The sequence below is a fragment of the Actinomadura rudentiformis genome (assembly GCF_008923185.1).
Taxonomy (GTDB): domain Bacteria; phylum Actinomycetota; class Actinomycetes; order Streptosporangiales; family Streptosporangiaceae; genus Spirillospora; species Spirillospora rudentiformis.
Genome location: NZ_WBMT01000019.1, coordinates 70,092 through 95,845 on the forward strand (window position 1 = coordinate 70,092; position 25,754 = coordinate 95,845).

22 protein-coding genes and 1 pseudogene are annotated in these 25,754 nt (G+C 71.2%); 5 read left to right on the forward strand and 18 right to left on the reverse strand.

The window, feature by feature from the left end:
* Positions 1 to 61 precede the first annotated feature (61 nt).
* Positions 62 to 793, forward strand: coding sequence for a CPBP family intramembrane glutamic endopeptidase (locus tag F8566_RS34695; protein WP_225993773.1), 732 nt, complete (start codon positions 62 to 64; stop codon positions 791 to 793).
* A gap of 107 nt (positions 794 to 900) precedes the next feature.
* Positions 901 to 1,575: a cupin domain-containing protein gene (locus F8566_RS34700; RefSeq protein WP_225993774.1), complete on the forward strand. Its 675-nt coding sequence runs from the start codon at positions 901 to 903 to the stop codon at positions 1,573 to 1,575.
* Here F8566_RS34700 and F8566_RS34705 read toward each other — a convergent pair.
* Positions 1,572 to 2,405, reverse strand: coding sequence for a TIGR03619 family F420-dependent LLM class oxidoreductase (locus F8566_RS34705; protein ID WP_151566099.1), 834 nt, complete (start codon positions 2,403 to 2,405; stop codon positions 1,572 to 1,574). The two genes, F8566_RS34700 and F8566_RS34705, sit on opposite strands and share 4 nt — an antisense overlap.
* Before the next feature lie 82 nt (positions 2,406 to 2,487).
* Between F8566_RS34705 and F8566_RS34710 the strand changes: the two genes are divergently transcribed.
* Positions 2,488 to 2,964, forward strand: a complete 477-nt coding sequence (locus F8566_RS34710) for a MarR family winged helix-turn-helix transcriptional regulator (protein WP_192810018.1) — start codon at positions 2,488 to 2,490, stop codon at positions 2,962 to 2,964.
* 12 nt (positions 2,965 to 2,976) lie between these two features.
* On the opposite strand, the gene F8566_RS34715 is transcribed toward F8566_RS34710, so the two are convergent.
* From F8566_RS34715 to F8566_RS34790, 16 genes are all read right to left on the reverse strand, one after another.
* Positions 2,977 to 4,002: a sugar phosphate isomerase/epimerase family protein gene (locus tag F8566_RS34715; RefSeq protein WP_151566101.1), complete on the reverse strand. Its 1,026-nt coding sequence runs from the start codon at positions 4,000 to 4,002 to the stop codon at positions 2,977 to 2,979.
* Positions 3,999 to 5,147: a Gfo/Idh/MocA family protein gene (locus F8566_RS34720; protein WP_225993775.1), complete on the reverse strand. Its 1,149-nt coding sequence runs from the start codon at positions 5,145 to 5,147 to the stop codon at positions 3,999 to 4,001. Before F8566_RS34720 ends, F8566_RS34715 begins: the two co-directional genes overlap by 4 nt.
* Before the next feature lie 50 nt (positions 5,148 to 5,197).
* Entirely contained in the window at positions 5,198 to 6,253 is a 1,056-nt protein-coding gene (locus F8566_RS34725; protein WP_151566102.1) for an ABC transporter substrate-binding protein, read from the reverse strand.
* 60 nt (positions 6,254 to 6,313) lie between these two features.
* Entirely contained in the window at positions 6,314 to 7,318 is a 1,005-nt protein-coding gene (locus F8566_RS34730) for an ABC transporter permease (RefSeq protein WP_225993776.1), read from the reverse strand.
* Complete coding sequence (locus tag F8566_RS34735; RefSeq protein ID WP_151566103.1) at positions 7,315 to 8,832, reverse strand: sugar ABC transporter ATP-binding protein; 1,518 nt, start codon at positions 8,830 to 8,832, stop codon at positions 7,315 to 7,317. Before F8566_RS34735 ends, F8566_RS34730 begins: the two co-directional genes overlap by 4 nt.
* 35 nt (positions 8,833 to 8,867) lie before the next feature.
* Positions 8,868 to 10,049, reverse strand: coding sequence for an ROK family transcriptional regulator (locus F8566_RS34740; RefSeq protein ID WP_151566104.1), 1,182 nt, complete (start codon positions 10,047 to 10,049; stop codon positions 8,868 to 8,870).
* A gap of 202 nt (positions 10,050 to 10,251) precedes the next feature.
* Entirely contained in the window at positions 10,252 to 10,866 is a 615-nt protein-coding gene (locus F8566_RS34745) for a GTP-binding protein (protein WP_151566105.1), read from the reverse strand.
* Positions 10,847 to 11,308, reverse strand: a complete 462-nt coding sequence (locus F8566_RS34750) for a DUF742 domain-containing protein (RefSeq protein ID WP_151566106.1) — start codon at positions 11,306 to 11,308, stop codon at positions 10,847 to 10,849. Before F8566_RS34750 ends, F8566_RS34745 begins: the two co-directional genes overlap by 20 nt.
* 13 nt (positions 11,309 to 11,321) lie before the next feature.
* Positions 11,322 to 11,765, reverse strand: a complete 444-nt coding sequence (locus tag F8566_RS34755) for a roadblock/LC7 domain-containing protein (RefSeq protein ID WP_151566107.1) — start codon at positions 11,763 to 11,765, stop codon at positions 11,322 to 11,324.
* Positions 11,762 to 14,416, reverse strand: a complete 2,655-nt coding sequence (locus F8566_RS34760) for a sensor histidine kinase (RefSeq protein ID WP_192810019.1) — start codon at positions 14,414 to 14,416, stop codon at positions 11,762 to 11,764. Before F8566_RS34760 ends, F8566_RS34755 begins: the two co-directional genes overlap by 4 nt.
* Positions 14,417 to 14,562: 146 nt before the next feature.
* Positions 14,563 to 15,177, reverse strand: coding sequence for a GTP-binding protein (locus F8566_RS34765; protein ID WP_151566109.1), 615 nt, complete (start codon positions 15,175 to 15,177; stop codon positions 14,563 to 14,565).
* Positions 15,158 to 15,535 carry a DUF742 domain-containing protein gene (locus tag F8566_RS34770; RefSeq protein WP_151566110.1) on the reverse strand — a complete coding sequence of 126 codons (378 nt, stop codon included), beginning with the start codon at positions 15,533 to 15,535 and terminating at the stop codon, positions 15,158 to 15,160. Before F8566_RS34770 ends, F8566_RS34765 begins: the two co-directional genes overlap by 20 nt.
* 6 nt (positions 15,536 to 15,541) lie before the next feature.
* Positions 15,542 to 16,000, reverse strand: coding sequence for a roadblock/LC7 domain-containing protein (locus F8566_RS34775; protein ID WP_151566111.1), 459 nt, complete (start codon positions 15,998 to 16,000; stop codon positions 15,542 to 15,544).
* Positions 15,997 to 18,855, reverse strand: a complete 2,859-nt coding sequence (locus tag F8566_RS34780) for a sensor histidine kinase (protein ID WP_151566112.1) — start codon at positions 18,853 to 18,855, stop codon at positions 15,997 to 15,999. Before F8566_RS34780 ends, F8566_RS34775 begins: the two co-directional genes overlap by 4 nt.
* A 113-nt stretch (positions 18,856 to 18,968) precedes the next feature.
* Positions 18,969 to 19,346, reverse strand: a complete 378-nt coding sequence (locus F8566_RS34785; protein ID WP_151566113.1) for a DUF742 domain-containing protein — start codon at positions 19,344 to 19,346, stop codon at positions 18,969 to 18,971.
* 90 nt (positions 19,347 to 19,436) lie between these two features.
* Entirely contained in the window at positions 19,437 to 21,965 is a 2,529-nt protein-coding gene (locus F8566_RS34790; protein WP_151566114.1) for a sensor histidine kinase, read from the reverse strand.
* 320 nt (positions 21,966 to 22,285) lie between these two features.
* On the opposite strand from F8566_RS34790, the gene F8566_RS34795 reads away from it, so the two are divergent.
* A complete protein-coding gene (locus F8566_RS34795) occupies positions 22,286 to 24,019 on the forward strand; it encodes an AMP-dependent synthetase/ligase (RefSeq protein WP_151566115.1) in 1,734 nt (577 codons plus the stop codon).
* A 10-nt stretch (positions 24,020 to 24,029) separates the two neighbouring features.
* On the forward strand, positions 24,030 to 24,875 hold the full coding sequence (locus F8566_RS34800) for a sirohydrochlorin chelatase (RefSeq protein WP_151566116.1): 846 nt from the start codon (positions 24,030 to 24,032) through the stop codon (positions 24,873 to 24,875).
* Positions 24,876 to 24,905: 30 nt separating this feature from the next.
* Here the strand turns inward: F8566_RS34800 and F8566_RS53115 are convergent.
* Positions 24,906 to 25,633, reverse strand: a pseudogene (locus F8566_RS53115) (tyrosine-protein phosphatase).
* Positions 25,634 to 25,754: the final 121 nt, after the last annotated feature.

The window sequence follows — 25,754 nt, forward strand, 5'->3', positions numbered from 1 at the left end:
GGCTCGGTCGAGTACGTCGTCATGCTGTGCCTGGCCGGCTCCTGACGGTGGCGATCACGTCGTGGTTCCGTCCGGCTCGGCGCAGAACAGGGACCGGCGTCCGATCGGCACGGGCGTGGCCGTGGGCTTCATTGTCGTCGTGCTCGTGGTCACCAACCTTCTCAACCACCGTTGGGCATCCTCGTTCGGGCTGCTGACCGCGGTCGTGGTCAGCGTGCTGCTGCTGGGTGTGCTCTTCTGTGCCGGGGGCACCTGGGCGGACGCGGGCCTGGATCTCGTCGCACTCGGGCGCGGGGCGCGCTGGGCGCTGGCGCTGATCGGGCTGGTCGGCGTGGTGTACGTGGTCGGGGCGCTGCTGCCGGCTACCCGTCACCTGTTCGTGGACCAGCGCTACAGCGGGCTGACCGGTGGGCAGGTGGCGTTGCGGATGCTGGTCACGGTTCCGTTCGGCACGGTTCTGCTGGAGGAGGTCGCCTTTCGGGGCGTGCTGTACGGCTTGGTGCGCCGGGCCCGCGGGGCGGTGTGGGCGACGGCGGTGTCCAGCGTCCTGTTCGGGCTGTGGCACATCCTGCCGTCGCTGCACCTGGCGTCCGCCAAGCCCGTGCTGACACCGGTGTTCGGCCACTCCGCGCTCGGTGCCGCCCTGGTCAACGCGGGCGCGGTGCTGTTCACCGCGGCCGCGGGCGTGCTCTTGTGCGAGTTGCGCCACCGCAGCGGCAGCCTGCTGGCGCCGATGGGCCTGCACTGGGCCGTCAACGCGCTCGGCTATCTGACCGGCTTCCTGCTGCGGTGACCGGCTCGGCCCGCAACTGCAAGACCAGAATGAAGCGCGGGATGTGGCAATCGGCGCAGTGACCCGGCCGCCGCACGCCGGAACCCGGATCAATAGGCTCTGTTCTCGTGCTGTTGCTGACAACGCTGGAAGCCTGGAAAGCCAACGACGATCCCCGGTTCGTCCTGGACGAGGCGGGCGCCTGCTGGGCGCCCGACGATCCCAAGGCCGCGCTGGCCGTCGCCGACGAGGTCTTCAGCGAAGGCCAGATCATCGCGGTGGCCATGGATTCGCCGCCACGCGGCACGGTCGACCGCACGGCCGCCTCCGGTCTCCGCTACCTCCGCCGGGCGCCCGACGGCCACCACACGGCTCTGCTGGAGCGTCCGGCGACCGCCGAGGCCCTGGGCCTCCTCCCCCATCCTGAGGGCGGCTGGTTCCGCGAGACGTGGAAGGCGGCGCCGAGCTTCACGCCTGACGGCTACCCGGGCGAACGTGCCAGCGCCACCGGCATCTACTTCCTCCTCCCGCCCGGCGAGGAGTCCATGTGGCATGCCGTGCGGTCGGACGAGGTCTGGCTGTGGCATCGCGGCGGCCCGTTGACGCTCCTCCTGGGCGGCGACGGCGAACGTCCCGGCGAGGAGACCGCCATCACCCTCGGCGCTGGGCTGGAGTCCGGCGAGGTCCCTCAAGCCGTCGTACCCGGCGGGGTCTGGCAGGCGGCCCGGCCGGCCACTGCCGAGGAGGTCCTGGTGACCTGCATCGTCTCGCCGGGATTCGACTTCGCCGATTTCCGCGTCTAGGCAGCCCGGGCTTCCAGCTGTCCGGGCGCGTGGCCGGTGACGAACTCGATCAGCTCCTCCGGCCGCAGCCCCAAGGGCGGGCTCACGATGAGCCGGTCGACGCCGAGTTCCCCGTACGCCCGCACCACGCCAGGGTCCAGCCGCCGCTGGGGCACCACCGACACGTGCACGGGCTCTTCCGTGGCTCGGAGCGCCGCCAACTGCTCCGCAGTGGCACGCAGCCCCAGAAGCCATCCCATCCAAGCCCCGTGGCGCGCAGCCCGGCGATGGGCCGCTGGGCTGTGCCCTCCGACCACCACCTGAATGGGCTGCTGTACAGGACGCGGATAGGCGTCCACGCCCTCGAAGTCCACGTACTCTCCATGGAACTCAGGCTTCTCGTCGTACCAAAGCGAGCTCATGGCCTGCAGATACTCGTCAGCGCGCGCGCCACGCCCTTCCATGGAAACGCCGATCGCACGCATCTCGGCCTCCAGGTATCCGACCGCCATGCCGAAGACGAGCCGTCCCCGGCTCAGCACATCGACGCCGGCCAACTGCTTGGCGAGAATCACCGGGTTGCGTTGCGGCAGGACCACGCACCCTGTCCCTAGCAGGATCCGGGCGGTATGCGCGGCCAGGTGGGCAAGCGCCACCACGGGCTCTAGCAACGGCTCGTCCGGCTCCATGGGCGACAGCCCGGTCCGAGGGCTCGGCAGGGCCGGGTGGTCGGCCACCCACAACGAGTCATAGCCGAGTTCCTCGGCGAGGGCGGCGATACGAGCCGCGGTGAACGGCTCCGCGCACGCGTGCAGATTCAAGCCGTACAGCCCGATCGTGGGAGTTGTCATGGACAAGATAATCGAAAAATTCCACGATCGTGTCAATAGACAGTCGATCGGCACGATGCTCGGATCGATATACGCTGGGCCCGTGGCCGACTCCGCCCTTCCCGAGGGACTCGCGAACGTGCTGGGCTTCCAGTTGTCCAAGTGCGGCTGGTGGCTGGAGCAACGCCTGGAAGAGGCCCTGGAGCCCCTGGAGATCCGCGTCCGCCACTATCTCGTCCTGGCGATGCTGAGCTCCCGCGAGACGCTCTCCCAGCAGGAAATGGCGACGTATCTCCTGCTCGACCCAACCCTGATGGTGGGCCTGGTCGACGATCTGGAGGCTCTCGGACTATGCGAACGCGCCCGCGATCCGAAGGATCGCAGGCGCTATTCGGTCCGCATCACGGCGGACGGGCGCGCGCTGCACGAACGAGCGCGCGCCCTCGCCGATCAAGTGGGCGCGGAAGTGTTCGGCCCGCTGAGCCCAGAAGAGCTCCGCACCGTCGCCAAGGCGATCGGCCGGGTCATGGAGCCCTTCTGGACCGAGCAGACCGAACGCCCACGCCGCAAGACGGGTTAGCCGTAAGACGGGTCAGCCCTCACCGCCGAAGGCCGCGTCGAACGAGGTCGTCGGAGGGGTGATGGCGTTGAGCGCACGAACGTACGCCAGTGACTCTGGTGCGCCTTGGAGCCGGTCCATGCCGGCGTCCTCCCACTCGATGGAGATCGGCCCGTCGTAACCGATGGCGTTGAGCGCGCGGAAGCAGTCCTCCCAGGGAACGTCGCCGCGGCCCGTGGAGACGAAGTCCCAGGAACGGCGGAGGTCGGCCCACGGCAGGTGCGAGGACAGACGCCCGCGGCGGCCGTCGCGGGTGCGCACCTTCGTGTCCTTGCAGTCCACGTGGTAGATGCGGTCGCTGAAGTCCAGCAGGAAGTTCACCGGGTCGATGTCCTGCCACACCATGTGGGAGGGGTCCCAGTTGAGGCCGAACGCGGGACGGTGCCCGATGGCCTCCAGCGTGCGGACGGTCGTGTGGTGGTCATAGGCGATCTCGCTCGGGTGCACCTCGTGGGCGAAGCGCACACCCTCCGCGTCGAAGACGTCGAGGATCGGGTTCCACCGTTCCGCGAAGTCCTCGTACCCGCGTTCGACCATGCCCGGCGTGACCGGCGGGAACATCGCCACCAGATGCCAGATCGACGACCCGGTGAAGCCCACGACCGTGCGCACGCCGAGCCGCGCGGCGGCCCGGGCGGTGTCCTTCATCTCCTCCGCGGCCCGCCGCCGGACGCCCTCGGCCTCACCGTCCCCCCAGATGCGGGCGGGCAGGATCGCCTGGTGCCGTTCGTCGATGGGATGGTCACAGACCGCCTGGCCGACGAGGTGGTTGGAGATCGTCCAGACCTTCAGGTCGTACTTGCGCAGCATCTCCAGCTTGCGCGGCACGTACGAGTCGTCCGCGAGGGCCTTGTCGACCTCGAAGTGGTCGCCCCAGCAGGCGATCTCCAGCCCGTCGTAGCCCCAGTCCGCGGCGAGCCGGCAGACCTCCTCGAACGGCAGGTCCGCCCACTGGCCGGTGAAAAGGGTGACCGGCCGTGCCGCCGTGCGTTCCGTCATGATGCGCTCCCTTCGACAGACGTCCATCCGCTTCCGCGCGCGGCGCTCTCCTCGACCGCCGCCAGCACCCGCTGCACCTGCAGCCCGTCGGCGAACGAGGGCCGCGGGTCGGTGCCCTCGCCGATCGCGGCCAGCAGATCGGCCAACTCATGGGTGAACGAATGCTCGTAGCCGAGCACGTGACCGGGCGGCCACCAGGCATCGATGTACGGATGGTCCGGCTCGGTGACGAGGATCCGGCGGAAGCCCGCCTCGACCTTGTCGGCGGTCCCGTCGTGGAACCAGAGCTCGTTCATGGACTCCAGGTCGAAGGCCAGGCTGCCCTTCGAGCCGTTGACCTCGAAGCGGAGCGAGTTCTTTCGCCCCGCCGCGACCCGCGTCGCCTCGAACGACGCGGTGGCGCCACGGCTCGTCCGCCCGATGAACAACGCCGCGTCGTCGACCGTCACCCGGCCACGGCCCGTGCCACCCGGGTAGGGCCGCTCCGCGACGAAGGTCTCGGTCAGCGCCGTCACCCCGACGAGCGAGTCACCGGTGACGAACTGCGTGGTGTCGATGATGTGTGCGCCGATGTCGCCGAGCGCGCCCGACCCGGACCGGTCGCGGTCCACGCGCCACGACCACGGTGCTTCCGGGTCGTTCAGCCAGTCCTGCAGATACTGCGCCCGGATATGGCGCACCGTGCCGATCCGCCCCTCGGCCACCAGCTTGTGCGCGAGGGTCACGGCGGGCACGCGCCGGTAGTTGAACCCGACCATCGAGCGAATCCCGCGTGCCTGGGCCCGCTCGGCCGCCGCCACCATGGCCTCCGCCTCAGCGACGCTGTTGGCGAGCGGTTTCTCGCACAGCACGTGCTTGCCCGCGTCCAGCGCCGCCACCGCGATCTCGGCGTGGCCGTCACCCGGCGTGCAGATGTCGATCAGGCCGATGTCGTCGCGGCGGAGGAGCTCCTTCCAGTCCGTCTCGACCGACGCCCAGCCGAGCTCCGCCGCCGCGGCGCGCACCTTCTCCTCCGTCCGGCCCGCCAGCGCGGCCATCACGGGCCGCACCGGCGGGTCGAAGAACGGCCCGACGCTTCGCCACGCCTGGGAGTGTGCGCGCCCCATGAACGCGTACCCCACCATCCCGACCCCGACCGTGGTCATACGTCTCCCTTCTCCGGTTCCGCTTCGTTCCGCTTCTCGGTTCGCCGCCGTTAGGACTCGAAGCCGAGCGGCAGATAGCGGTCCACGTTCTCCTTGGTGATCGTCTCGGACGCCAAGGTGATCGACTGCGGAACCTGGAGCTCCACGAGATCACCCATGCCCCGGCCCTGCGCGAGCAACCGGGCGACCTTGATGGCCGAGCCGGCCATGGTCGGACTGTAGGTCACGGTCGCCTCCAGCAGCCCGCCGGCCTTGATCTCGCGCATCGCATTGGCGGAGCCGGCGCCGCCGACCATGAAGAACTCCTTGCGGCCGGCCTGCTTGATGGCGGCGAGCACGCCCACGCCCTGGTCGTCGTCGTGGTTCCAGAGGGCGTCGATCTTCTTGTGCGCCTGGAGCAGGTTGCTGGCAACCTGGTTGCCGCTCTCCACCGTGAACTTGGCGTCCTGCTTGGCGGTCACGGTGAAGCCGTAGGTCTTGAGCGCGTCGGCGAAGCCCTTGCTGCGGTCCTGGGTGAGGGGCAGCGTGGCGATGCCCTGGATCTCGACGATGACGGGCTTGGCCACGCCCTTCTCCTTGAGCTTCTTGCCGACGTAGTGCCCGGCTGCCACGCCCATGCCGTAGTTGTCGCCGCCGATCCAGGTCCGGTACGACAGCTTGTCGGGGAAGATCCGGTCGAGGTTGACCACCGGGATGCCCGCGTCCGTCGCCTTGCGCGCCACCTGGTTGAGCTGCTCGCCGTCGTTGGGCAGCAGCACCAGCACGTTGACCTTCGCCGAGATCAGCGACTCGACCGCGGAGATCTGCTGGTTGATGTCGTTGGTGGGCTCGACCGGCTTGAACGTGACGTCGGAGTACTGCTTGGCCGTCGCCTGCGCGTTCTTGGCGATGGCGCCGATCCAGCCGTGGTCGGCCGCCGGGGCGGAGAAGCCGATGGTCACGGCCTTGCCGGGCTTGTCGTTGTCGCCGCCCCCGGCGCCGGTCTGCGCGACCGGCGCGGGGTCCTTCTCCTCGTTGCTGGTGCAGGCGGTCGCGAGGGCGCCCGCACCGATCACCGCGCCGCCGAACAACACTCCGCGGCGGCTTGGACGGCTGTGCTCAGTCATGACGTGCTCCAAGGGGGGTGGAAAACGCGGGGGGTTAAATGCGGGGTCATCTGCGGGGGCCTATGTGGGGGTGCGCAAGCCGCGGCGCTGCAGCAGCACGGCGATGACGATGATCACGCCCTTGGCGATGAGCTGGTCGCTGGTCTGCAGGCCGTTCAGGATGAACAGGTTGGTGATGAGGGTGAAGACGAGGACGCCGAGAATCGAGCCCAGCAGCGTGCCGCGTCCCCCGGTGAGCAGCGTGCCGCCGATGATGACGGCGGCGATCGCGTCCAGTTCGTACAGGTCTCCGTGGGTGCTGGAGCCGGTGGTGGTGCGGGCCATGATGATGATCGCGGCGATGCCGCAGCACAGTCCCGACAGCGCGTAGAGCGCCAGGGTGTGCCGCCGGATGTTGATGCCCGCCAGGCGCGCGGCCTCGGGGTTGCCGCCGACCGCGAACGTGCGGCGGCCGAACGTGGTGCGGTTGAGCAGCACCCAGCCCGCCACGGCGACCGCCGCGAAGATGAACACCACCAGCGGCAGGCCGAGCACCTTGGTGGTCGACAGCGCCTCGATGGCGTCGTTCTCCGGGCGGATCAGCTGGGTCTTGCGGTCGGACATCCGCTGGGCGAGGCCGCGCGCGGCGACGAGCATGGCGAGGGTGGCGATGAACGGCACCAGCCGCCCGTACGAGATGAGCAGGCCGTTGACCAGCCCCGCGCCGGCGCCGACCAGGATCGCGCAGAGCGCCATCACCCACGGCCCGTACGACTGGGTGGCGACCGTGGTCGCCCACACCGAGGCCAGTGCCATGAGGGCGCCGACCGACAGGTCGATGCCGCCGCCGATGATGACGAACGTCATCCCGACCGTGATGACGCCGATCGTGGACGCCAGCGCGAGGATGCCGACGACGTTGCTGGACGTCGCGAAGTTGTCGGGTTCGGTGATCAGGCCGACGATCGCGAGCAGCACGAGCGCCACGACCAGGCCGACATGCCGCACCTCGCCCATTCCCTGCCAGACGCGGCGGGTGCCGTTGGCCGGGGCGGGCGCCTTCTTGAGGGAGGTGGCGTCGCTCAAAGTGCACTGCCCTCCATGATCATGTTGAGAACACGGGATTCGTCGAGTTCGGAGGCGGGCGCCTCGTGGATGAGGTGGCCCTCGCGGATGACCAGGACGCGGTCGGCGAGGCCGAGGACCTCGGGAACCTCGCTGGAGACCAGCAGCACCGCGATGCCCTGGTTGGCCAGCCGCCGGACGACGCCGTAGAGCTCGGCGCGGGCGCCGACGTCGACGCCCCGGGTGGGCTCGTCGAGGATGAGCAGCTTGCGGCCGTTGAGCAGCCAGCGGGCAAGGATGACCTTCTGCTGGTTGCCGCCTGACAGGGTCTTCACCTGCCGGCGCGGGTCAGCCGGCCGGATGTCGAGCGCCTCGATCTGGGCGTGCGCGTCGGCCTGCTCGCGGCGGCGGTCCAGCCAGCCCGCCTTCGCGTACCGGCCGAGGCCGGCCAGGCTGATGTTGGCGGCGACGGTCTCGTTCAGCAGCAGCGCCTGGCTCTTACGCTCCTCGGGCGCCAGGCCCATGCCGCGGCGTACGGCCGCGCCGGTGTCGCCGGGCCGGACCGGCCGCCCCTCCATCAGCACCCGGCCGGACGTGGGACGGCGCGCGCCGTAGATGGTCTCCAGGATCTCCGAGCGTCCCGCGCCGACCAGTCCGGCGAGGCCGACGATCTCACCGCCGCGGATGCTGAACGAGACGTTCTCGAACGCCCCCTTCAGCGAGAGGTTCTCGACCCGCAGCACCTCGGCCCGGTCGTCGGCGGGCTCGCCCGGATCCGGGAACGCGTACTCCACGTCCCGTCCGGTCATCAGGGCGACGACCTGGCTGGTCGGGGTGGTGCGCGCCGGGAGGTTGCCGGCCACCGAACGGCCGTCCTTGAGCACGGTGACGCGGTCGCCGATCTCGCGGATCTCGGCCAGCCGGTGCGAGATGTAGACGACGGCCACGCCGGCGGCGGTCAGCTCGCGGATGATGCGGAAGAGGTTCTCCACCTCGTCGTGGGCCAGCGCGGCGGACGGCTCGTCCATCACGATGAGGCGCGCGTCGTGGGACAGTGCCCGCGCCATGCTCACGACCTGCTGCCCGGCGGCCGGGAGGCGGCCGACCTCGCGGCGCGGCGGGATCTCGGGGTGGCCGAGCCGGCCCATCAGCTCGCGGGCCGCCTTCTCCCCCTCGCCCCGGCGGGTGAAGCCCCATCGGGCCCGCTCGTGGCCGAGGAAGATGTTGTCGGCCACCGAGAGCCCGGCGACCAGGTCCAGCTCCTGGTAGATGGTCGCGATCCCGGCCCGCATCGCGGCCGTCGGGTCGGCGAAGCGCTGCGGCTCGCCGTCCAGCTCGATCTCACCCTGGTCGGGCCGGTGCGCTCCGGCCAGCACCTTGATGAGGGTCGACTTGCCGGCGCCGTTCTGCCCGAGCAGGCAGTGAACCTCACCGGCGCGCACTTCGAGGTCGACGCCGTCCAGCGCGCGAACGCCGGGGAACTGCTTGACGATCCCGCGCATCCGCAACAGCGGCGGCGAGGTGGCTTGGCCCATGGGGGCTCCTCGATCGAACGGGTGGGGAACGAGGGTCAGGCTGTGGAGAAGACGTGGTCGCTGATGAGTCGGGTGGCGCCGATGACCCCGGCGGTGCCGGGGAGCTCGGACAGCACGATCGGAAGGTTGCCGGTCGCCAGCGGCAGCGACCGGCGGTAGACGACACTGCGGATCTCGGCGAGCAGCGTGTGGCCGAAGCCGGCGACGCCGCCCGCGATGATGACCAGGCCCGGGTTGAAGAAGCTGACCAGCGAGGCGAGGACCTGCCCGACGTGGCGGCCGCCCTCGCGGACGAGCCGGACCGCCTCGGGGTCGCCCGCGGCGGCCGCGTCGGCGACGTCACGGGCGGTGATCTCGGCGCCGCTCGCCAGGAGCTCCGCGAGGTAGGGCGAGCGGCCGGAACGGGCGGCGGCGAGCGCGTCCCGGGTGAGCGCGGCGCCGCCGAAGTAGGCCTCCAGGCAGCCCGCGTTGCCGCAGGCGCACACGGGGCCGCCGTCGTTGATCCGGATGTGCCCGATGTCGCCGGCGCTGCCGGAGACCCCGCGGTAGATGGTGCCGTCCACGACGATGCCGCAGCCGATGCCGGTGCCGATCTTGACGAGCAGGAAGTCGTTCACCGAACGGGCCAGCCCGGCGTGCAGCTCGCCGAGGGCCATGATGTTCACGTCGTTGTCGACCAGCACCGGGCAGCCGAGCTCCTGGCCGATCGCGTCCCGGACCGGGAACCGGTCCCACCCGGTCATGATCGGCGGTACGACCGGCATGCCCTCGCGGAAGCTCACCGGGCCGGGCACCCCGATGCCGGTGCCGTGCACCTGCGGGATCAGGCCCTCGTCGCGCAGCTTGCCGAGCAGCTCGAGCGCCCGGTCCAGCACGGCGGTCGCGCCCTGCCGGACGTCGCACGCCTCGGTGACATGACCGAGGATCTCCAGCTCGCCGTTGGTGACGGCGACGTCGATCGAGGTGGCTCCTATGTCGAACGCGACGAACCGCAGCTTCGGTGAGAGCCGGACGATGCCCGAGCGCCGCCCGCCGCGCGAGGCCGCCAGGCCCGCCGTCTCGATGAGTCCCGTCTCGACCAGCCTGTCGAGCTCCTGGGCCAGCTTCGACCGTGACAGCTGGACGACGTCACCCAGCTCGGCGCGGGAGCGCGGGCCCTCATCGCGCAGGAGCCGCAGCAGGCGTGCCTGATGCGCGTTCTCTGGCCGAGCCGTCATGCGCATCACGCCGTCCTCTCACAGGTCCCTCCATCGGGGCTGTGGCGAGAACGTAACGCGCTTTCGCCGGATTGAGAAGACCTTTCCCTCAATATCGTCTAACTTTCTCCATTCGCAGAACAAAGCCGGGCACGAGAACGCCGACCCCGCGGAACACGGGGTCGGCGAAAGAGAACTCTCGAAGGTCAGCTACTGACGGGGATCAGTAGCTGACGGCGCTTGGATCGCGGCGGCCGCTCATCGTCCGCATGATGTGCTCGACGAGCGCGATGAGCACCTGCTTGGCCGACTCGCGGTCGCGCACGTCGCAGTTGATGACCGGGATGTCGGCGGGCAGGTCGAGCGCGTCGCGGACCTGGTCCGGCGTGTGCATCCCGGCTCCGTCGAACCGGTTGACCGCGATGATGAACGGCAGCCCGCGGCGTTCGAAGTAGTCCACCGACTGGAAGCAGTCGGCCAGCCGGCGGGTGTCTACCAGCACGACCGCGCCCAGCGCGCCCTTGGCCAGCTCGTCCCACATGAACCAGAACCGGTCCTGCCCGGGCGTGCCGAACACGAACAGCACCAGCCCGTTCGGCAGGGTGATCCGGCCGAAGTCCATCGCCACCGTCGTGGTCGTCTTGTTCGCCACGGCGCTGGTGTCGTCGATGCCGATGCTCTTCTCGGTGAGAGCCTCTTCGGTGCGCAGCGGCCGGATCTCGCTGACCGCGCTCACCAGGGTGGTCTTCCCGACGCCGAAGCCGCCGGCCACCAGAATCTTGACGGTCAGCGCGGACTCGCCCTGCTGGGCGCCCGCGTCAGAGCGCACGTATTCCATCGATCACTTCCTTGAGTACGCGCTCGCTGGGGAACTGTGCCACCGGCGCGGGACGTCGAACGAGGATGAGCGAGCGGTCGAGCAGATCGCCGAGCAGGACCCGGACGACCCCGAGAGGGAGCTCGAGCTCCGACGCGACCTCCACCACCGAGAGCGGACTGCGACAGAGCTCCAAGATCATCTCATGTTCCGGGTCCGGTGCCCACCGGTTCGGCGGGCCTGTCACGTGAGGCACGAGCGGCCCCGGCCGGTCCGGCTCGCCGGCGTCGGCGGCGTCCCGCGTGACGATCAGCGCCACCAGGTCGAAATCACCGCCGTCGTAGTGCGTGCGTCCACCCGTCAGAGCATACGGCCGGACCACCGGGCCCGCGTCGTCGTCGAACCAGGCAGAGCCGTCCGCCCCGGGCCGCTCCCCCGGCTCGGGGCCTTCCGTCGGAGACATCTCTGGCGGCACCTCAGACGCCACCCGGCTCCGCCGCGCCGGTCCTCGGGTTGGCGGACAGATGTTGCCCGACCCGGGTCACCAGCATGGCCATCTCGTACGCGATGACGCCGAGGTCGGCCTCCGCGTCCGCCAGCACCGCCAGGCACGCGCCGCGGCCGGCCGCCGTCACGAACAGGAAGGCGTTCTCCATCTCGACGATCGTCTGCCGGACCGCTCCACCGCCGAACGACTCGCCCGCGCCGCGCGCCAGGCTCTGGAAGCTGGCGGCCACGGCGGACAGGTGGTCGGACTCCTCCCGGCCCAGCCCCTGCGAGGCCGCGATGCGCAGCCCGTCACTGGACAGCACCGCCGCGTTCTGCACCTGGGCCACCCGCTGGACCAGGCTGTCGAGGAGCCAGTTCAGCTCCCCGTTGGGTGCCGCGGTCTCCAGACCGATCTCCTGGGCTTTCGTCATGGCCTCTCGTCCTCCTGCTCGGCTTGGGTCCGGTCGGTGGCGTCAGCCTGTGCGGCCGCGTCCCGGCCGCGCTGCCAGCCTCGCTGCATGGCAGTCATCATCGATCGCATCGCTTCGGGGGATCGCGCCGGATCCTCGGGGGGCGGATGCCCATTGGGGGGAGGCACCGGCGCCGCCAACGGCATCGGCGGGGCGGGCACGCCGTTCGCCTGTCTTTCGGCGGCCTGTCTCTCCGCGGCTTCGGCGGCGAGGTCGGCGTCCACCCGTTCCTTCAACTGCGGCGCCAGGTGAGACTGCCGCCGTCGCCGGGGCAGGTCCCCCTCCCGCTGTGGCACGGCGGGGGTCGGCACAGGTTCAGGCGCAAGTGCCGGCGCCGGTGCAGGTGCAGGTGGTGTGGGCGCCGGCTCAGGCGCGGACTGCGGGAACGTGCGCACGGCCGGCCGGTCTCGCACGGGCGAGGGTCGCGGCGGCTCCGCGACCAGCCGTACGACGCCGTTCGCGAGCTCTGCCCCGGTCCGCTCACCGCCGCCATGGGGCTCGTCGTCATCGGACCCGCCGGTGTAGGGCAGGGCTCGCATCGGGCCTGTCGTGGTCGCGGGGGGCTCTGGCGGCTCGGGTTCGTCGATCGGGACGATGAGCGCGGTGGGGATGAGGGCGATCGCGGTGGTGCCGCCGTAGGGGGACGGGCGGAGCGTCACCATGATGTCGTGGCGGCGGGCCAGCCGCGCGACCACGAACAGGCCCAGCTGGACGCTGTCGGCCGGGTCGAACTCCGGCGGCTCCGCCAGCCGCGCGTTGGCCGCCTCGACCTCCTCGGCCGACATGCCCAGGCCGCGGTCCTCGACCTCGATGACGAAACCGCTCGCAACCTCGTGGCCGGCGATCTGGACGGGCGCCGACGGCGGCGAGTAGGTGGTCGCGTTCTCGACGATCTCGGCGAGCAGATGGATGACGTCGGCCACCGCCGCGCCGCGGAGGGCGAGCCGGGGCATCGGCTCGACCCGTACCCGGGTGTAGTCCTCGACCTCGGCGACCGCGCCGCGGATCACGTCGACCAGCGGCACCGGCCGCCGCCAGGACCGTCCGGCTGACTTGCCCGCCAGGATGACCAGGCCCTCGGCGTGCCGCCGCATGCGGGTGGCGAGGTGGTCGAGGCTGAACAGGTCGCCCAGCTCCGACGGGTCCTCGGTGCGGCGTTCCATCGTGTCGAGCAGGCTGAGCTGGCGGTGCAGCAGCGCCTGGTTGCGCCGGGCCAGGTTGACGAAGACCTCGCTGATGCCCTCGCGGGCGGCGACCTCGCCGGCGGCCGCGACGAGCACGGCGTCGCGGGCCCGGTTGAACGACTCGGCGATCTGCCGGATCTCGTTGATGCGGTAGTCGTAGTCGGGCAGGTCATCGCCCGTCTCGGTGGGCTCCCCGTCGCGTACCTGCCGGGCCAGCTCCGGCAGCCGCTGCTGGGTGAAGTCGACGACGCGGGACGCGAGCGTGCGGCATTCGCGCAGCAGCCGGCGGGCGATGCGGAACGCGATATAGGTCGAGACGACGATCGCGATGAGGCCGAGCCCGCCCGCTATCAGCAGGCGCAGGAGCACGCCGATCGCGATGTCGGTGGCGCGTTTGGTCACACTGTCGAGCTGCGCGTTCTCGAACTCGAACAACTTGGCCATGACGGCGTCGGCCGAGGTGCGCCAGGCGACGGCGTCGACCGGAGCGGGCGCGCGCGCCGGGCCTTCGACCCCGCTGTTGGGGCGGCCGCTCGTACCGGTGCCGTTGCGCGTGCCCCCGTTGGCGCCGTTGCCGCCGTTGTTACCGGCACCGCCGTTGTTACCGGCGCCACCGTTGTTGCCGGCGCCGCCGGTGCGGCCGCCGCCCGACTGTTCGGCCGGGTCGAAGCTGCGGATCGCCTGGTCTTCCAGCGCGCGCAACTGGGCGAACTGCGGCGACTCGACGGCAGCCCGATAGCGGGCGAGGTCGGCGTTCCTGAGCTGGGGGATGCTGTCGAAGTACAGGTAACGCTGCGCGCCGACCATCTGCGCGAAAGTGGCACGTTCCGCCGTGGTGAACCGGCCCGCCGCGAGCGCGCCCGTGAGCAGCGCGTCCTCCCGTGACAGGATCTCCCGGGCCCGGCCGATCGTGGTGAGGGTACGCGCGTCCATCGCGATGTCGGCGTTGCCCGGCGCCACCGCGGAGTAGATCGCGAAGCCCGCGTCGATCATCCCCGCGAACTCGTCCAGCGTCCGCGTGCGTTCGGCGACGTCGGCGTCGATCGTCCGCCGCACCGTGTCGAGTGCGCCCATCCGCAGCACGAAGGCGTCCATGCGCTGCACGACGGGCACCTGGAGCTCGCGGCGCAGCCCGCCGTCCTTGGTGTTCCGCTGGACCTTCTCCCGTGCCCGGTCGGTCACCCGCCGCTGCGCCTCCAGCGCCACGCGGTCGGACGGCCGGGCGCCGCCACTGCCGATCTGCCACAGCGACAGGCGCCGCTCCTTCTGCAGGGCCGCGATGAGGTCCTGCGTGGGCAGCACGGTCTTGTCCTGGAACTCCTTGCCCGCGAGCAACTGGCGTGCGTCGGTGAACGTGATGCCGGTGACGAACGACCAGAGCCCGACAAGGGCGAGCAGCGGAACGAGGACCAGGAGAGTGATCCTCATCCGGATCGATGAAACGATGCGCCGGAACATCACCGCTCGCACACCGGACGCGCGAGCGCGGTCGTGGGCGGTCGGTGGAACGCCATGCGGGGAAACCTCCCGATAACGGGGGAAACGACGGAGGTCTACGGATCTGCCGGAGCCTACTACCCTGCGGGGGCTGCCGCGCCCGCAGGACCAGGCTCGGTCTCCGACCAGGACAGCACGTGCTCCACGAGCGAGATCAGCACCTCCTTCGAGGACTCGCGCTGCCGGACGTCGCACAGCAGGACCGGGACGCCGGGGTCGAGGTCGAGCGCGATCGCGATGTCCTCGGCCCGGTGCCGCTCGGCGCCGTCGAAGCAGTTCACCGCCACGACGAACGGCGTGCCGCGCCGCTCGAAGTAGTCGATGGACGGGAACGAGTCGGTGAGGCGCCGGGTGTCGGCGATCACGACGGCGCCGAGCGCGCCGAGCGCCAGCTCGTCCCACATGAACCAGAACCGCTCCTGCCCGGGCGTGCCGAACAGATAGAGCACGAGCCGGTCGGTCAGCGTGATCCGGCCGAAGTCCATCGCCACCGTGGTCGTGGACTTGCGCTCCACCCCCGACACGTCGTCCACGCCGACGCCGCGGTCGGTCAGCGGCTCCTCGGTCCGCAACGGCCGGATCTCGCTGATCGACCCGACCATGGTGGTCTTCCCGACGCCGAAACCTCCGGCGATGAGGATCTTCGTGGTGACCAGCGGCGGTTCACCTGGCTCAGAGCGCCCGAAGACCATTGAGCACCTCCCTCAGCACGCCCCTGTTGGGCCGGTCGCCCACGGGTTGGATCGTGGCGACCACGGCGACCAGCCCCTGGTCGCGCAGGTCGCCCAGCAGCACGCGCACCACGCCGAGCGGCAGCGCGATCTCCGAGGCCAGGTCGACAACCGAGACCGGGTTCGCGCAGCGGCGCAGGATCCGCGCGTGTTCGGGGCTGTAGCGCAGCCGGTCGCCCGGCCGTTCCCCGGTGGCCGCGACCACGGAGATGAGATCGAAGCTCTCACCGCGCGGGCGGGTGCGCCCGCGGACCATGGCGTACGGCCGTACCACCGGACCGGCCTCCCGGTCCAGCCACCGATCACCCCGCGCGTCCATGACGGGTCAGTTTCCGCCGAAGCCCGCGCCACCGGGCTGCGGGGCGACACCTCCGCCCGTCCCGGGAGCGAAGCGCGGATGTGCCTGCAGGTGCTGGCCGACGCGCTTGACCAGCACCGCCATCTCGTAGGCGATGAGGCCCGCGTCGGCGTCCGCGTCGCTCAGCACGGCGAGGCAGGTGCCGTCGCCGGCCGCCGTCACGAACAACAACACCGCGTCCATCTCGATGATGGTCTGCCGCACGTTGCCGCCGTTGAAATGCCGCCCCGCACCGCGTGCGAGGCTCTGCACCCCGGCGGCCAACGCCGACAGATGCTCGGCGTCCTCCCGCCCCAGCTCCTGCGACGCCGCGATCGCCAGCCCGTCCCTGGAGAGGATCACGGCCTGGCGCACCGCCGGGATCCGCCCGGCGAAGTCGTTGAGCAGCCAGTTCAGTTCGCCGGTGGCGGTCGAGTTGTGCATCATCGGGCTTCCTCCCCGTTCAAGTCCGAATCAGTCTGTGCGTCCGGTTGAGTCTCTATGCCCGGATCAGTCTCTGTGTCCGGTTCAGTCTCTACGCCCGGATCAGTCTCTGTGTCCGGTTTGCTCGAACCGGTGACCCGCCCGCGCCGCCATCCCTGCTGGATCGACGACATCAGCGAGCGCGCCTCCTCGGGCGAGCGCGCCACGACACCATGCGCGCTGTCGCCGACCGCTGGAGGCGGCGTTGGGCGGTTCTCGTTACGAAGCTGGGGCGCCAGGTTCTCTTGGCGCCGCCGGCGTGGGAGTCCGGCGTGGGTCTCGGCCGGTTCCGAGGTGGCCTTGCCAGGCGGTTGCGGAGTGCCGTTGCCATTGCCGTTGGTGGCGGGGGGCTGTGGTGGTACGGCCAAGCGGTCCGGCCCTTTCACTTCGTCGAACTTCACTTCGTCGAACCAGGGGTTGCCGGCGCTGGTCTCGCCGCTTCCCGCCGGTGTCGCGGTCGCGTCCGGCTTCCCCCACGGGTTGCCGGACGGTTCGGGTGTGTCCACGGGAGCTTGGACGGTCGCAGGGACCGCGGGCGCGGCCGGCGGCTGCTCGAATGTCACCTCAGGCGGCCCGAATGGCGCGGGCGGCTCCGGGGGTGCCGGTGGTGCCGGGGGTGCGGGCGGCGCTGGATCCGGCACGGGAGCGGCCGGGGTGGCCGGAGGTGCAGGTGTCGCCGCGGGAACGGAATCGACTTGCTGTGGAACGGTCACCGTCTCCCACGGCGCGTCGTACAGGCCACCGCCGGCTGGTGGCAAGGATTCGGGAGCGGGAGCGGTAGGGGGCGGGAGGGCGGGCTCGGCCTCGGGCGCCGCGTCGCCCCGCCGGAGAGCGCCGACATCGCGCAGCGCCACGACGCCCGCGTCCGGCCGGGCGTCGATCTGGGGCTCGGGCGGCTCCTCGACCGGCGGCTCCTTGTCGAAGTCCTCCACCGGCACGACGAGTTCGTGCGGAAGCAGGACGATCACCGTGGTGCCGCCGTACGGGGAAGGCCGCAGCGAGACCTTGATGTTGTGGCGGGCGGCCAGCCGCGCCACCACGAACAAGCCGAGCTGGTCGGTGTCGACGAGGTCGAACTCGGGCGGCGTGGCGAGCCGCTGGTTGATCCTTTCGAGCAGGTCCGGCTGGACGCCGAGGCCGCGGTCCTCGACCTCGACCACGAAACCGCTGCCCACACGTTCGGCCATGACCCGGACCTCGGTGCTGGGCGGCGAGAAGGAGCACGCGTTCTCCACCAGCTCGGCGATCAGGTGGATCACGTCCGTGACGGCCGCGCCGAGCAGGCCGTCCTCGGACTCGGTCATCACCGTGACGCGGGTGTAGTCCTCGACCTCGGCGACGGCGCCGCGCAGCACGTCCACGATCCGCACAGGCTGGCGCCAGCCGCGACCGGGCGTCGCGCCGGACAGGATGATGAGGCTCTCCGCGTGCCGCCGCATGCGGGTCGTGAGGTGGTCGAGCCGGAACAGGTCATCGAGGTCGTCGGCCTCCGCCCGGCTCTCCAGGGAGTCGAGCATCGCGAGCTGGCGATGCAGCAGCGACTGGTTGCGGCGCGCGATGTTGAGGAAGATCCGGCTGACGCCGTCGCGCAGGTCGGCCTGGCCGACCGAGGCCTGGATCGCGGTGCGCTGCACGGTGCCGAACGCCTCGGCGACCGCGGCGATCTCCGCCGTGCGTCCGGCCGGGATCGGCGGCGCCTCCGCCGCGACGTCGACGCGTTCACCGCGGACCAGCCGCGCGACCACGTCCGGGAGCCGCCGTCCGGCCAGGTCCTGCGCGGCGGCGCGCAGGTCGATCAGTTCGCGCACCAGGCCGCGGCCGAACCGCACCGACAGCAGGATCGACCCGATCACCGCGACCAGCCCGAGTCCGCCGGCGACGATGAGCCGGAGCAGGATGCTCTGGCTCGCCGAGTCCTGGTCGGCGGCGAGCGCCTTGCTGTCCTGGAGCGCGGCCTGGGTGAACGCGCCCAGCAGCGCCTTGGAGTTGGCGTCCCACTGCTCGGTGTTGATGTCGATCTTGCCGGTGGCCTCGGCGACGTCCTGCTCCATCGTCTTGAAGCCGGTGTACGCGGCGGACGAGAAGAGCGGGGCCCAGGACCGGGCGTAGATCTTCGGGTCGAGGCTGGCGCGCTGCTCGGCCCAGTAGGCCTGCTGCTGCGCGACGAGCCCGGCGAAGTGCCGGTGCTCCGCCGCGTTCATGCGCCCGCCGGTGATGGCGGCCCCGGCCACCAGCGCGCTCTCGCGCATGACCATGTCCATGGCGCGCGAGCCCGCGACGAGGCTGGACGCCCAGAAGTGCAGACGCGCGTCGTCGGTCGGCGTCTGCTTGGCGGAGAAGTCGAACAGCGCGTCGATCATGGTGCTGTACGACTCGAGCGCGCGGAGGCGGGTCACCGCGTGCGTCTCGACCGAGGTGCGCGTGGTGGGCAGCGCCTCCAGCTGTTTGAGGGCCTCCCGCAGCAGCCTGATCCGCTGGGAGTCGGGGTCGCCGGCCTCGTCCATCTCCTTCTTGGCCAGCTTCTGCAGATCGGCCAGCGCGCTGTCGGTGCGCCCCCGCAGGGCGTCGAACGGCTGGGGCGGCGCCGACTTGCCCGCGCTCAGCAGCGATACCGCCGCGTGCCGTTCCATCTCCAGCATGTAGGTGGCGGCCTGCAGCGGCTTGGTCAGGCGCGACGTCGACGACTCACCCCGGCGGTGCTCCAATGCGTCGCCCAGGGTGAGGCTGGCCGCGAACGCCCAGAGAGCCACCAGCGACAGCAGCGGAACCAGCAGCAACACGACGGTTCTCGACCGGATCGATCGCGTGCGAGGACTCATGACACCTCGTGGCAGTACGACCCCCCGTACGGCATATGTCCGCCGATCATAGGGCCTTCGTCACACTTCAACCGCAAGTTCCCGACAATTCAGGCGCACCGGCTCCCCCCGCGTCACAGGGCACGGAGGCCGTCGAGGACCTCCCGCAGCACTCCCAGGTTGGGCCGTTCGCTCGACCGGTCGATGGTCGCGACCACCCGGATCAGGCCCTCGTCGCGCAGGTCACCGAGCACCACGCGCACCACCCCGAGCGGCAGCCCGACGTCCGAGGCCAGGTCGACCACGGACACCGGCGTACCGCAGCGCCGCAGGATCCACTGGTGCTCGGGGCTGTAGCGCAGCCGGTCGCCCGGCGGCTCGCCGGTGGCGGCGACGACCGCGATCAGGTCGAACGACTCGCCGCTCGGCCGCGTCCTCCCCTGAGTCATGGCGTACGGGCGGACGAGCGGTCCGGCCTCGCGGTCGAACCACTGGTCCCGTGAACGGCTCATCACGGTACCGACCTCGGGTTCGCCTGCAGGTGCCTGCCGACGCGCTTGACCGGCACCGCCATCGTGTGCGTCGTCACTGCTCGTCCTTGGTCACTGCTCGTCCTCACCCTCGACGTCCGACTCTCGGCCACGTCGCCACCCTTGCTGCATCGAAGCCATCAGCGACCGCGCTTCCTCGGGAGACCGCGCGACCGGGCCGGTGGCGAGGTCGGGCGCCGCAGGACGCTCCTTGCGCAATTGTGGGGCGAGGTTCTCCTGGCGAACGCGGCGCGGCAGTCCCGCGTGCGTCGCCGGAGCCTCACCGTTCACGGGTGCTTCGCCGTTCTCGGGGACCGGCGCCGGCGCAGGACTTTGAGAGTGTTGCGGCAGCTCTGGGGCGTCGTCGAACCAGGGATTACCCAGCCGCCTCGAAGGCGTGGGCGGCGGAGGCGCAGGCGTGGGCTCCGCCGGAGCCTGAAGCGAAGGCACCGCCTGCGCGGGCGGCGTGGGCGGCGACGAGGGCTCAGTCTCCGCGACCGGGGCAGGTGGCTCAGCCTGCACGACCGGGGCAGGTGGCTCAGGCTGCACGACCTGCGCGGGCGGCGGGGGCGGTGCTGGCGGCGCGGGTGGCTGCGCATGCAGTTGCGGAACGGGCACCGGCCTTCTGGGCGTCTCCCGGGGACCCTGGTTCTGCCGCTCGGCCTCGGCGGACGCCATCGCATCGGTCATGTGCTCGGCCGGCACGACGAGCTCGTGCGGAAGCAGGACGATCGCCGTGGTGCCGCCGTACGGGGACGGGTTCAGGGAGACCTTGATGTTGTGGCGGGCGGCCAGCCGCGCCACCACGAACAGGCCGAGCTGGTCGGTGTCGACGAGGTCGAACTCCGGCGGTTCGGCCAGCCGCGCGTTGATGCTCGCGAGCAGCTCGGGCTGGACGCCGAGGCCCCGGTCCTCGATCTCCACGACGAACCCGCTGCCGACCCGTTCGGCGAGCACGCGCACGTCGGTGTTGGGCGGCGAGAAGGCGACCGCGTTCTCCACCAGCTCGGCGAGCAGGTGCACGACGTCGGTCACGACGGGGCCGACGAGGCCGTCGGCGGAGTCGGTCATCACCTTCGCGCGGGTGTACTCCTCGATCTCGGCGACGGCGCCGCGCAGCACGTCCACGATCCGCTGCGGCTGGCGCCAACCGCGCCCCGGGGTCGCGCCGGACAGGATGATGAGGCTCTCGGCGTGCCGCCGCATGCGGGTCGTGAGGTGGTCGAGCCGGAACAGGTCATCGAGGTCGTCGGCCTCCGCCCGGCTCTCCAGCGTGTCCAGCATCGTCAGCTGCCGGTGCAGCAGCGACTGGTTGCGGCGCGCGATGTTGAGGAAGATCCGGCTGACGCCGCGGCGGAGCTCCGCCTGGCCCACGGCGGCGTCGACGGCGGTGCGCTGCACCGACGCGAACGCCTCGGAGACCTTGACGACCTCGTCGATCTTGCCGCGGGTCTGCAGTGCCGGGACCTCGGCGGCCACGTCCACGCTCTCGTTCCGCCGCAGCCGTTCCACGACGCCGGGCAGCCGCTGCTCGGCCATCTCCTGCGCGGACCGCCGCAGTCCGACCAGCTCGCGGCCGAGGCCGCGGCCGAACCGCAGCGACAGCAGGATCGACACGATGACCGCGAGCAGACCGACACCGCCGACGACGCCCACCCGGATGTAGGCCGAGCGTCCGAGGTCGTCCGCGTGCTCGCCCGCGCGCTTGGAGTTGGTCAGCACCATCTTGTTGATGCTGAGGACCAGCGGCTGCGCCGTCGCCTGCCACTCGCCGGCGGACACCGGCAGCGCGCCGCGTCCCTGCTCGGCGATGCGGTCCTCCATCATCCTGAAGGCCCGGTACTGCTGCGAGGCGAAGACCTGCGCCGTGCCTGTGTTGTAGATGGCCGGGTCGAGCAGGGACCGTTGCTTCACCCACTGCTGGCGTTGCTCGCCGACCATCTCCACGAACATCCGGTGCTCGGCGGCGGTCATCCGGTTCTTGGTGACGAACGCCCCGGCCACGAGCGCGTTCTCACGCTGGATCAGCTCCAGTGCCCGCCCGGCCGCACGCGTCGACAGCGTCCAGTTGTAGAGGGACGAGTCGTCGATCACGACCAGGGCGTCGTAGGCGCGGTGCATGGCGTCGACCATGCGGTTGTAGCCCTGGACGGCCTCCAGCCGGTCCACCGACCGGTCGTCCACGGCCGCACGCGACGTGCGCAGCATGTCCAGCTCGTCGAGCACGTCCGCGACCCGCTGCTCCATGGCGGCGTTGGTCGCGCCGCGCGCCACGTCGCCGGTGGCCTCCTTGCGGAAGAAGGCCACCGCCGCGTCGACCTTGGCGCGCTGCGCACGCAGCTCCGCGGGGACCTCAGGCGCGGCCGACTCCGGCGTGCTGAGGAAGATGGCCGAGGCGAGGCGCTCCTTGCCCAGCTCGATCAGCACTCCCTGGCCGCTGGGCGCGAACTTGCGGTCCAGCGTGTGGTAGCGGCGCTGGGCCAGCGCGTCGCCGACGGTGACGCTCGCGGCGTAGCCCCAGAGCGCGATCAGGGAGATCAGCGGCACGAAGAGCAGAACGGCGATCTCAGCGCGAATCGACCGTGTGCGGGGGGATTTCAAATGAACCTCGAACCTTCGGACTCATGGTGTCCTGACATCCGGCCCCAGCACCCGCGGGGCCAGAGCTCTCGATCATAAAGGCCGCCCCGAATGCCGCCGCAACCCCCCTCGCCCGGATTTCGAATGCCTGGTGGCCATTCGGCCTGATGGGAATGGGGCCGACCGAAACGAGTCGCGCTTAGTGATCATGTAGGTCTGTGGCGTGGACCACACCGGGCAATTCACCCTCAAGCCCCTGCCGCGGGCCCGGGCCGTACGCCATACTCGGCCTCTTTGATCACCTTCGAGTTTGATCATCTTCGAGCGGAGGCGTCGGAACGTTGAGCACGGACACAGCAGCGGAGCCCCTGTCGATCGACACCGCGGCGCGGGCCCTGTCGGCGGACACGCTCTGCGCGGCGTACCAGGCCACCGCCGCCGAACGGCCAGACCAGCTCGCGGTCCGCAGCCACGACGGGACCGTGGAGCTGACGCACGCGCAACTGGCCGCGCGGGTGCGCGCGCTGAGCGCCGGGTTCGCCGCCCTCGGCCTCGGGCACGGCGACCGGGTCGCCGTCATGCTCACCAATCGGCCGGAGTTCCACCTCGTCGACACCGCCGCGATGCACCTCGGCGCGGTCCCGTTCTCGGTCTACAACACCAGCGCGCCCGCACAGATCGCACATGTGCTGACCGACGCCGCGCCGCACATCGTCGTCACCGAGCGGCTGTTCGCGGACGCCGTCAAGGCGGCGGGCGTGCCCGCCGCGCACCTGGTCATCGTGGACGGCACAGAAGGGGACGGCACAGAAGGGGACAGCCCGGGGGACGGCGCGCTGAGCCTGGGCGACGTCGAGGCGGCCGGGACTGCGGACTTCGACTTCGACGCCGCCTGGAGCTCAGTGCGCCCCGACGACGTGCTCACGCTCATCTACACCTCCGGCACGACCGGCCCGCCCAAGGGCGTCGAGATCACGCACGCCGCGATGATGGCCGAGATCCGCGGGCTGCACGAGGTCATGCCGGTGACGCCCGGCGGCCGGCTCATCTCCTACCTGCCCTCGGCTCACGTCGCCGACCGCTGGACCTCGCACTACTCGGGCCTCATGACCTGGGGCCTCACCGTCACCACCTGCCCCGACCCCAAGGCGCTGATCGGGCTGGCCGCGCAGCTCCGCCCGACGTTCTTCGGCGGGGTGCCGCGCATCTGGGAGAAGCTCAAGGCCGCTCTGGAGGTGTTGTTCCCGGGCGAGCTCGCCGCAGGCGACCCGGCCGGCCACCAGAAGATCAAGGAGGCGATCGGGCTCGACCAGGCCGAGTACTTCCTCACCGGCGCCGCCCCGACCCCGCGCGACGTGCAGGACTTCTTCGGCCGCATCGGCATCCCCCTCCTGGAGGGCTGGGGCATGAGCGAGACCAGCGGGTTCGCGGTGGTCAACCGGCCGGGCGAACTGCGTCCCGGCTCGGTCGGACGGCCGCTTCCCGGCGTCGAGGTGAGGCTCGCCGACGACGGGGAGCTGCTCTGCCGCGGCGCGGTGGTGATGCGCGGCTACCGCAACCGGCCCGACCTGACCGCCGAGGCGATGGACGCCGGCGGCTGGCTGCGCACCGGTGACGTGGCCACCATCGACGGCGACGGCTACGTCACCATCGTGGACCGCAAGAAAGAAATGATCATCAACGCGGCGGGCAAGAACATGTCCCCGGCGAACATCGAGAACGCGATCAAGGCCGAGAGTCCCCTCATCGCGCACGCGGTCTGCGTCGGCGACCGCCGCCCGTACAACGTGGCCCTCATCGTCCTCGACCCCGAGACCGGCCGCTCCCCCGCCGACCCCGCCACGCTGGCCGAGGTCGAGGCGGCGGTCGAACGCGCCAACGCCCGGTTGTCCCGGGTCGAACAGATCAAGAAATTCACCGTGATCGCCGACGACTGGGCGCCCGGCGGCGACGAGCTGACGCCGACCATGAAGCTCAAGCGGAAGCCGATCGCGGCCCGGTACGGCAGGGAGATCGAAGATCTCTACCAGCGGGGATCACGACTCGAGACCGACAGACACGCTCAGGAGCGTTAACATTCCGGCCGTGAGTCCCGAAAGCCAGGCATCCGAGGCACTTCCGTCGCGGCGCCGCCGAACCCCCAGGGGCGGGCGGCATCGCGGCGCTGAATCCTATCTGCTGCCACCAGGCTCCCCCGCCCTCATCCTCGCAGCTCCCGGCCCTGCCACCGCTCCCGGTGGCGCCGTCGCGACCGAGCTCGCACGGCTCGTCGAGATCGAGCAGACCGGCCAGCCCGCGCTGGTCGGCCACCTCGAAGGCGCCGAGCAGCACCTGAGCGCCGTCCTCGCGGAGGTGCGCGCGGAGCGGCCCGACGAACCGGCCGCCGTCGTCGTGCCGCTCACCACGGGCCCCGATCCCGAGGTGGAGGCCGCGGTCCGCAAGATCGTGGCCGATGCCCACGTGCCGGCCGTGGCCGCCGATCCGCTCGGCCCGCACCCGCTCATCGCCGAGGCGCTGCACGAGCGGCTCGCCGAGGCGGGGCTGGCCCGCGCCGACCGGGTGCGCATGATGACGATGGTGACCGCCGCCAGCGGGGTCGTGGTGGTCACGCCCGGCGACCCGGAGGCGGTCCGCCAGGCAGAGGTCACCAGCGTCCTGCTGGCGGCCCGGCTGGCCGCACCGGTCTTCACCGCCTCGCTCGGCGACGAGGCCGCCATCGCGGCGGCCGCCGCGCAGCTGCGCGCGTCCGGTGCCACCCGGCTGGCGGTGGCGCCGCACCTGATCGGTCCCGAGGTCTCCGCCGAGCGCCTCGCCGCCGCCGCGGCGGCGGCCGGCGCGGAGCACGCCGCCCCCATCGGCGCCCACCCGGCGCTGGCCCAGGTGGCCGCGCTCCGCTACGTGGAGGCCCTGGCCACCGCACTGTCCGACTGAACGGCGCTCGACCGGAGCCCCGGCGTTCGGTCAGGCGGGCGCTTCGATCAGGGTGGCGCGGAGGCGGGTGATGGTGGCCTCGGTGACGCCCAGGGCACGCAGGAGGGCGGGCATGTCCCCGTGGCGTGCGCGCAGGTCGGCGATCAGCTCGCCCATGGTGTCGGCCTCAGCGGTCATGGCGTCGCGCGGCACGTAGGCGTAGGTCTGCTCGTACGCGGCGTGGCGCTCAAGGCGGGCCTGGATGTCCACCAGGTTGCGGCCGGTCATGGCGTAGTCGGCGATCACGTCCTCGTCCGCGACGCCGAGCGTGCCGAGCACGGCGGCGCTGACCATCCCGGTGCGGTCCTTGCCCGCGGCGCAGTGGAAGACGGCCGCGCCCGGCGCCTCGGCGATGGCGCGGACCGCGTCGGCCAGCGCGGTGCCGGTGCTCTCCATGATCCGGCGTACCGCTGGGCGAGCGTCAGCGACGTGTCGGCCATGAGGTGCCCGTTGCCCTCGTTGATGATCGGTGCGCGGACGAGCTCCACCGCGCCGCCGAGGGGATGCGGGCCGCCGTCGTGGGCCCGTTCGAAGTCGGACCGCAGGTCGATCACCGTGGTCACGCCGAGGTCCCGGATGGCCGCCACGTCGGCCGGGGTCAGCTCGTGCAGCGCGTCGCTGCGGAAGAGCCTGCGCCACCGGACGTGGCCGCCGTCTGCGGCGTAACCGCCGAGATCCCGGAAGTTCACGCAGCCCTCGAGAGCGATCTCCCGCTCCACCGCGCCCCCTTGCGCTGGTCGACATGTGGCGGTTCGTCCGGTAGACGAACCGCCACGAGTCAACAGCAGGCCCAGGGCGTGTCTCAAGCTCAGCTGCCCTACTGCGCGACGCTCGTCACGG

Coding starts and splice junctions, on each gene's coding strand:
- F8566_RS34720 (WP_225993775.1), bottom strand. CDS start 5,147: ATGACCACGGTCGGGGTCGGGATGGTGGGGTACGCGTTCATGGGGCGC.
- F8566_RS34755 (WP_151566107.1), bottom strand. CDS start 11,765: ATGACGAAAGCCCAGGAGATCGGTCTGGAGACCGCGGCACCCAACGGG.
- F8566_RS34785 (WP_151566113.1), bottom strand. CDS start 19,346: ATGAGCCGTTCACGGGACCAGTGGTTCGACCGCGAGGCCGGACCGCTC.
- F8566_RS34740 (WP_151566104.1), bottom strand. CDS start 10,049: ATGACGGCTCGGCCAGAGAACGCGCATCAGGCACGCCTGCTGCGGCTC.
- F8566_RS34705 (WP_151566099.1), bottom strand. CDS start 2,405: ATGACAACTCCCACGATCGGGCTGTACGGCTTGAATCTGCACGCGTGC.
- F8566_RS34735 (WP_151566103.1), bottom strand. CDS start 8,832: ATGGGCCAAGCCACCTCGCCGCCGCTGTTGCGGATGCGCGGGATCGTC.
- F8566_RS34775 (WP_151566111.1), bottom strand. CDS start 16,000: ATGATGCACAACTCGACCGCCACCGGCGAACTGAACTGGCTGCTCAAC.
- F8566_RS34780 (WP_151566112.1), bottom strand. CDS start 18,855: ATGAGTCCTCGCACGCGATCGATCCGGTCGAGAACCGTCGTGTTGCTG.
- F8566_RS34745 (WP_151566105.1), bottom strand. CDS start 10,866: ATGGAATACGTGCGCTCTGACGCGGGCGCCCAGCAGGGCGAGTCCGCG.
- F8566_RS34760 (WP_192810019.1), bottom strand. CDS start 14,416: ATGAGGATCACTCTCCTGGTCCTCGTTCCGCTGCTCGCCCTTGTCGGG.
- F8566_RS34765 (WP_151566109.1), bottom strand. CDS start 15,177: ATGGTCTTCGGGCGCTCTGAGCCAGGTGAACCGCCGCTGGTCACCACG.
- F8566_RS34715 (WP_151566101.1), bottom strand. CDS start 4,002: ATGACGGAACGCACGGCGGCACGGCCGGTCACCCTTTTCACCGGCCAG.
- F8566_RS34725 (WP_151566102.1), bottom strand. CDS start 6,253: ATGACTGAGCACAGCCGTCCAAGCCGCCGCGGAGTGTTGTTCGGCGGC.
- F8566_RS34750 (WP_151566106.1), bottom strand. CDS start 11,308: ATGTCTCCGACGGAAGGCCCCGAGCCGGGGGAGCGGCCCGGGGCGGAC.
- F8566_RS34770 (WP_151566110.1), bottom strand. CDS start 15,535: ATGGACGCGCGGGGTGATCGGTGGCTGGACCGGGAGGCCGGTCCGGTG.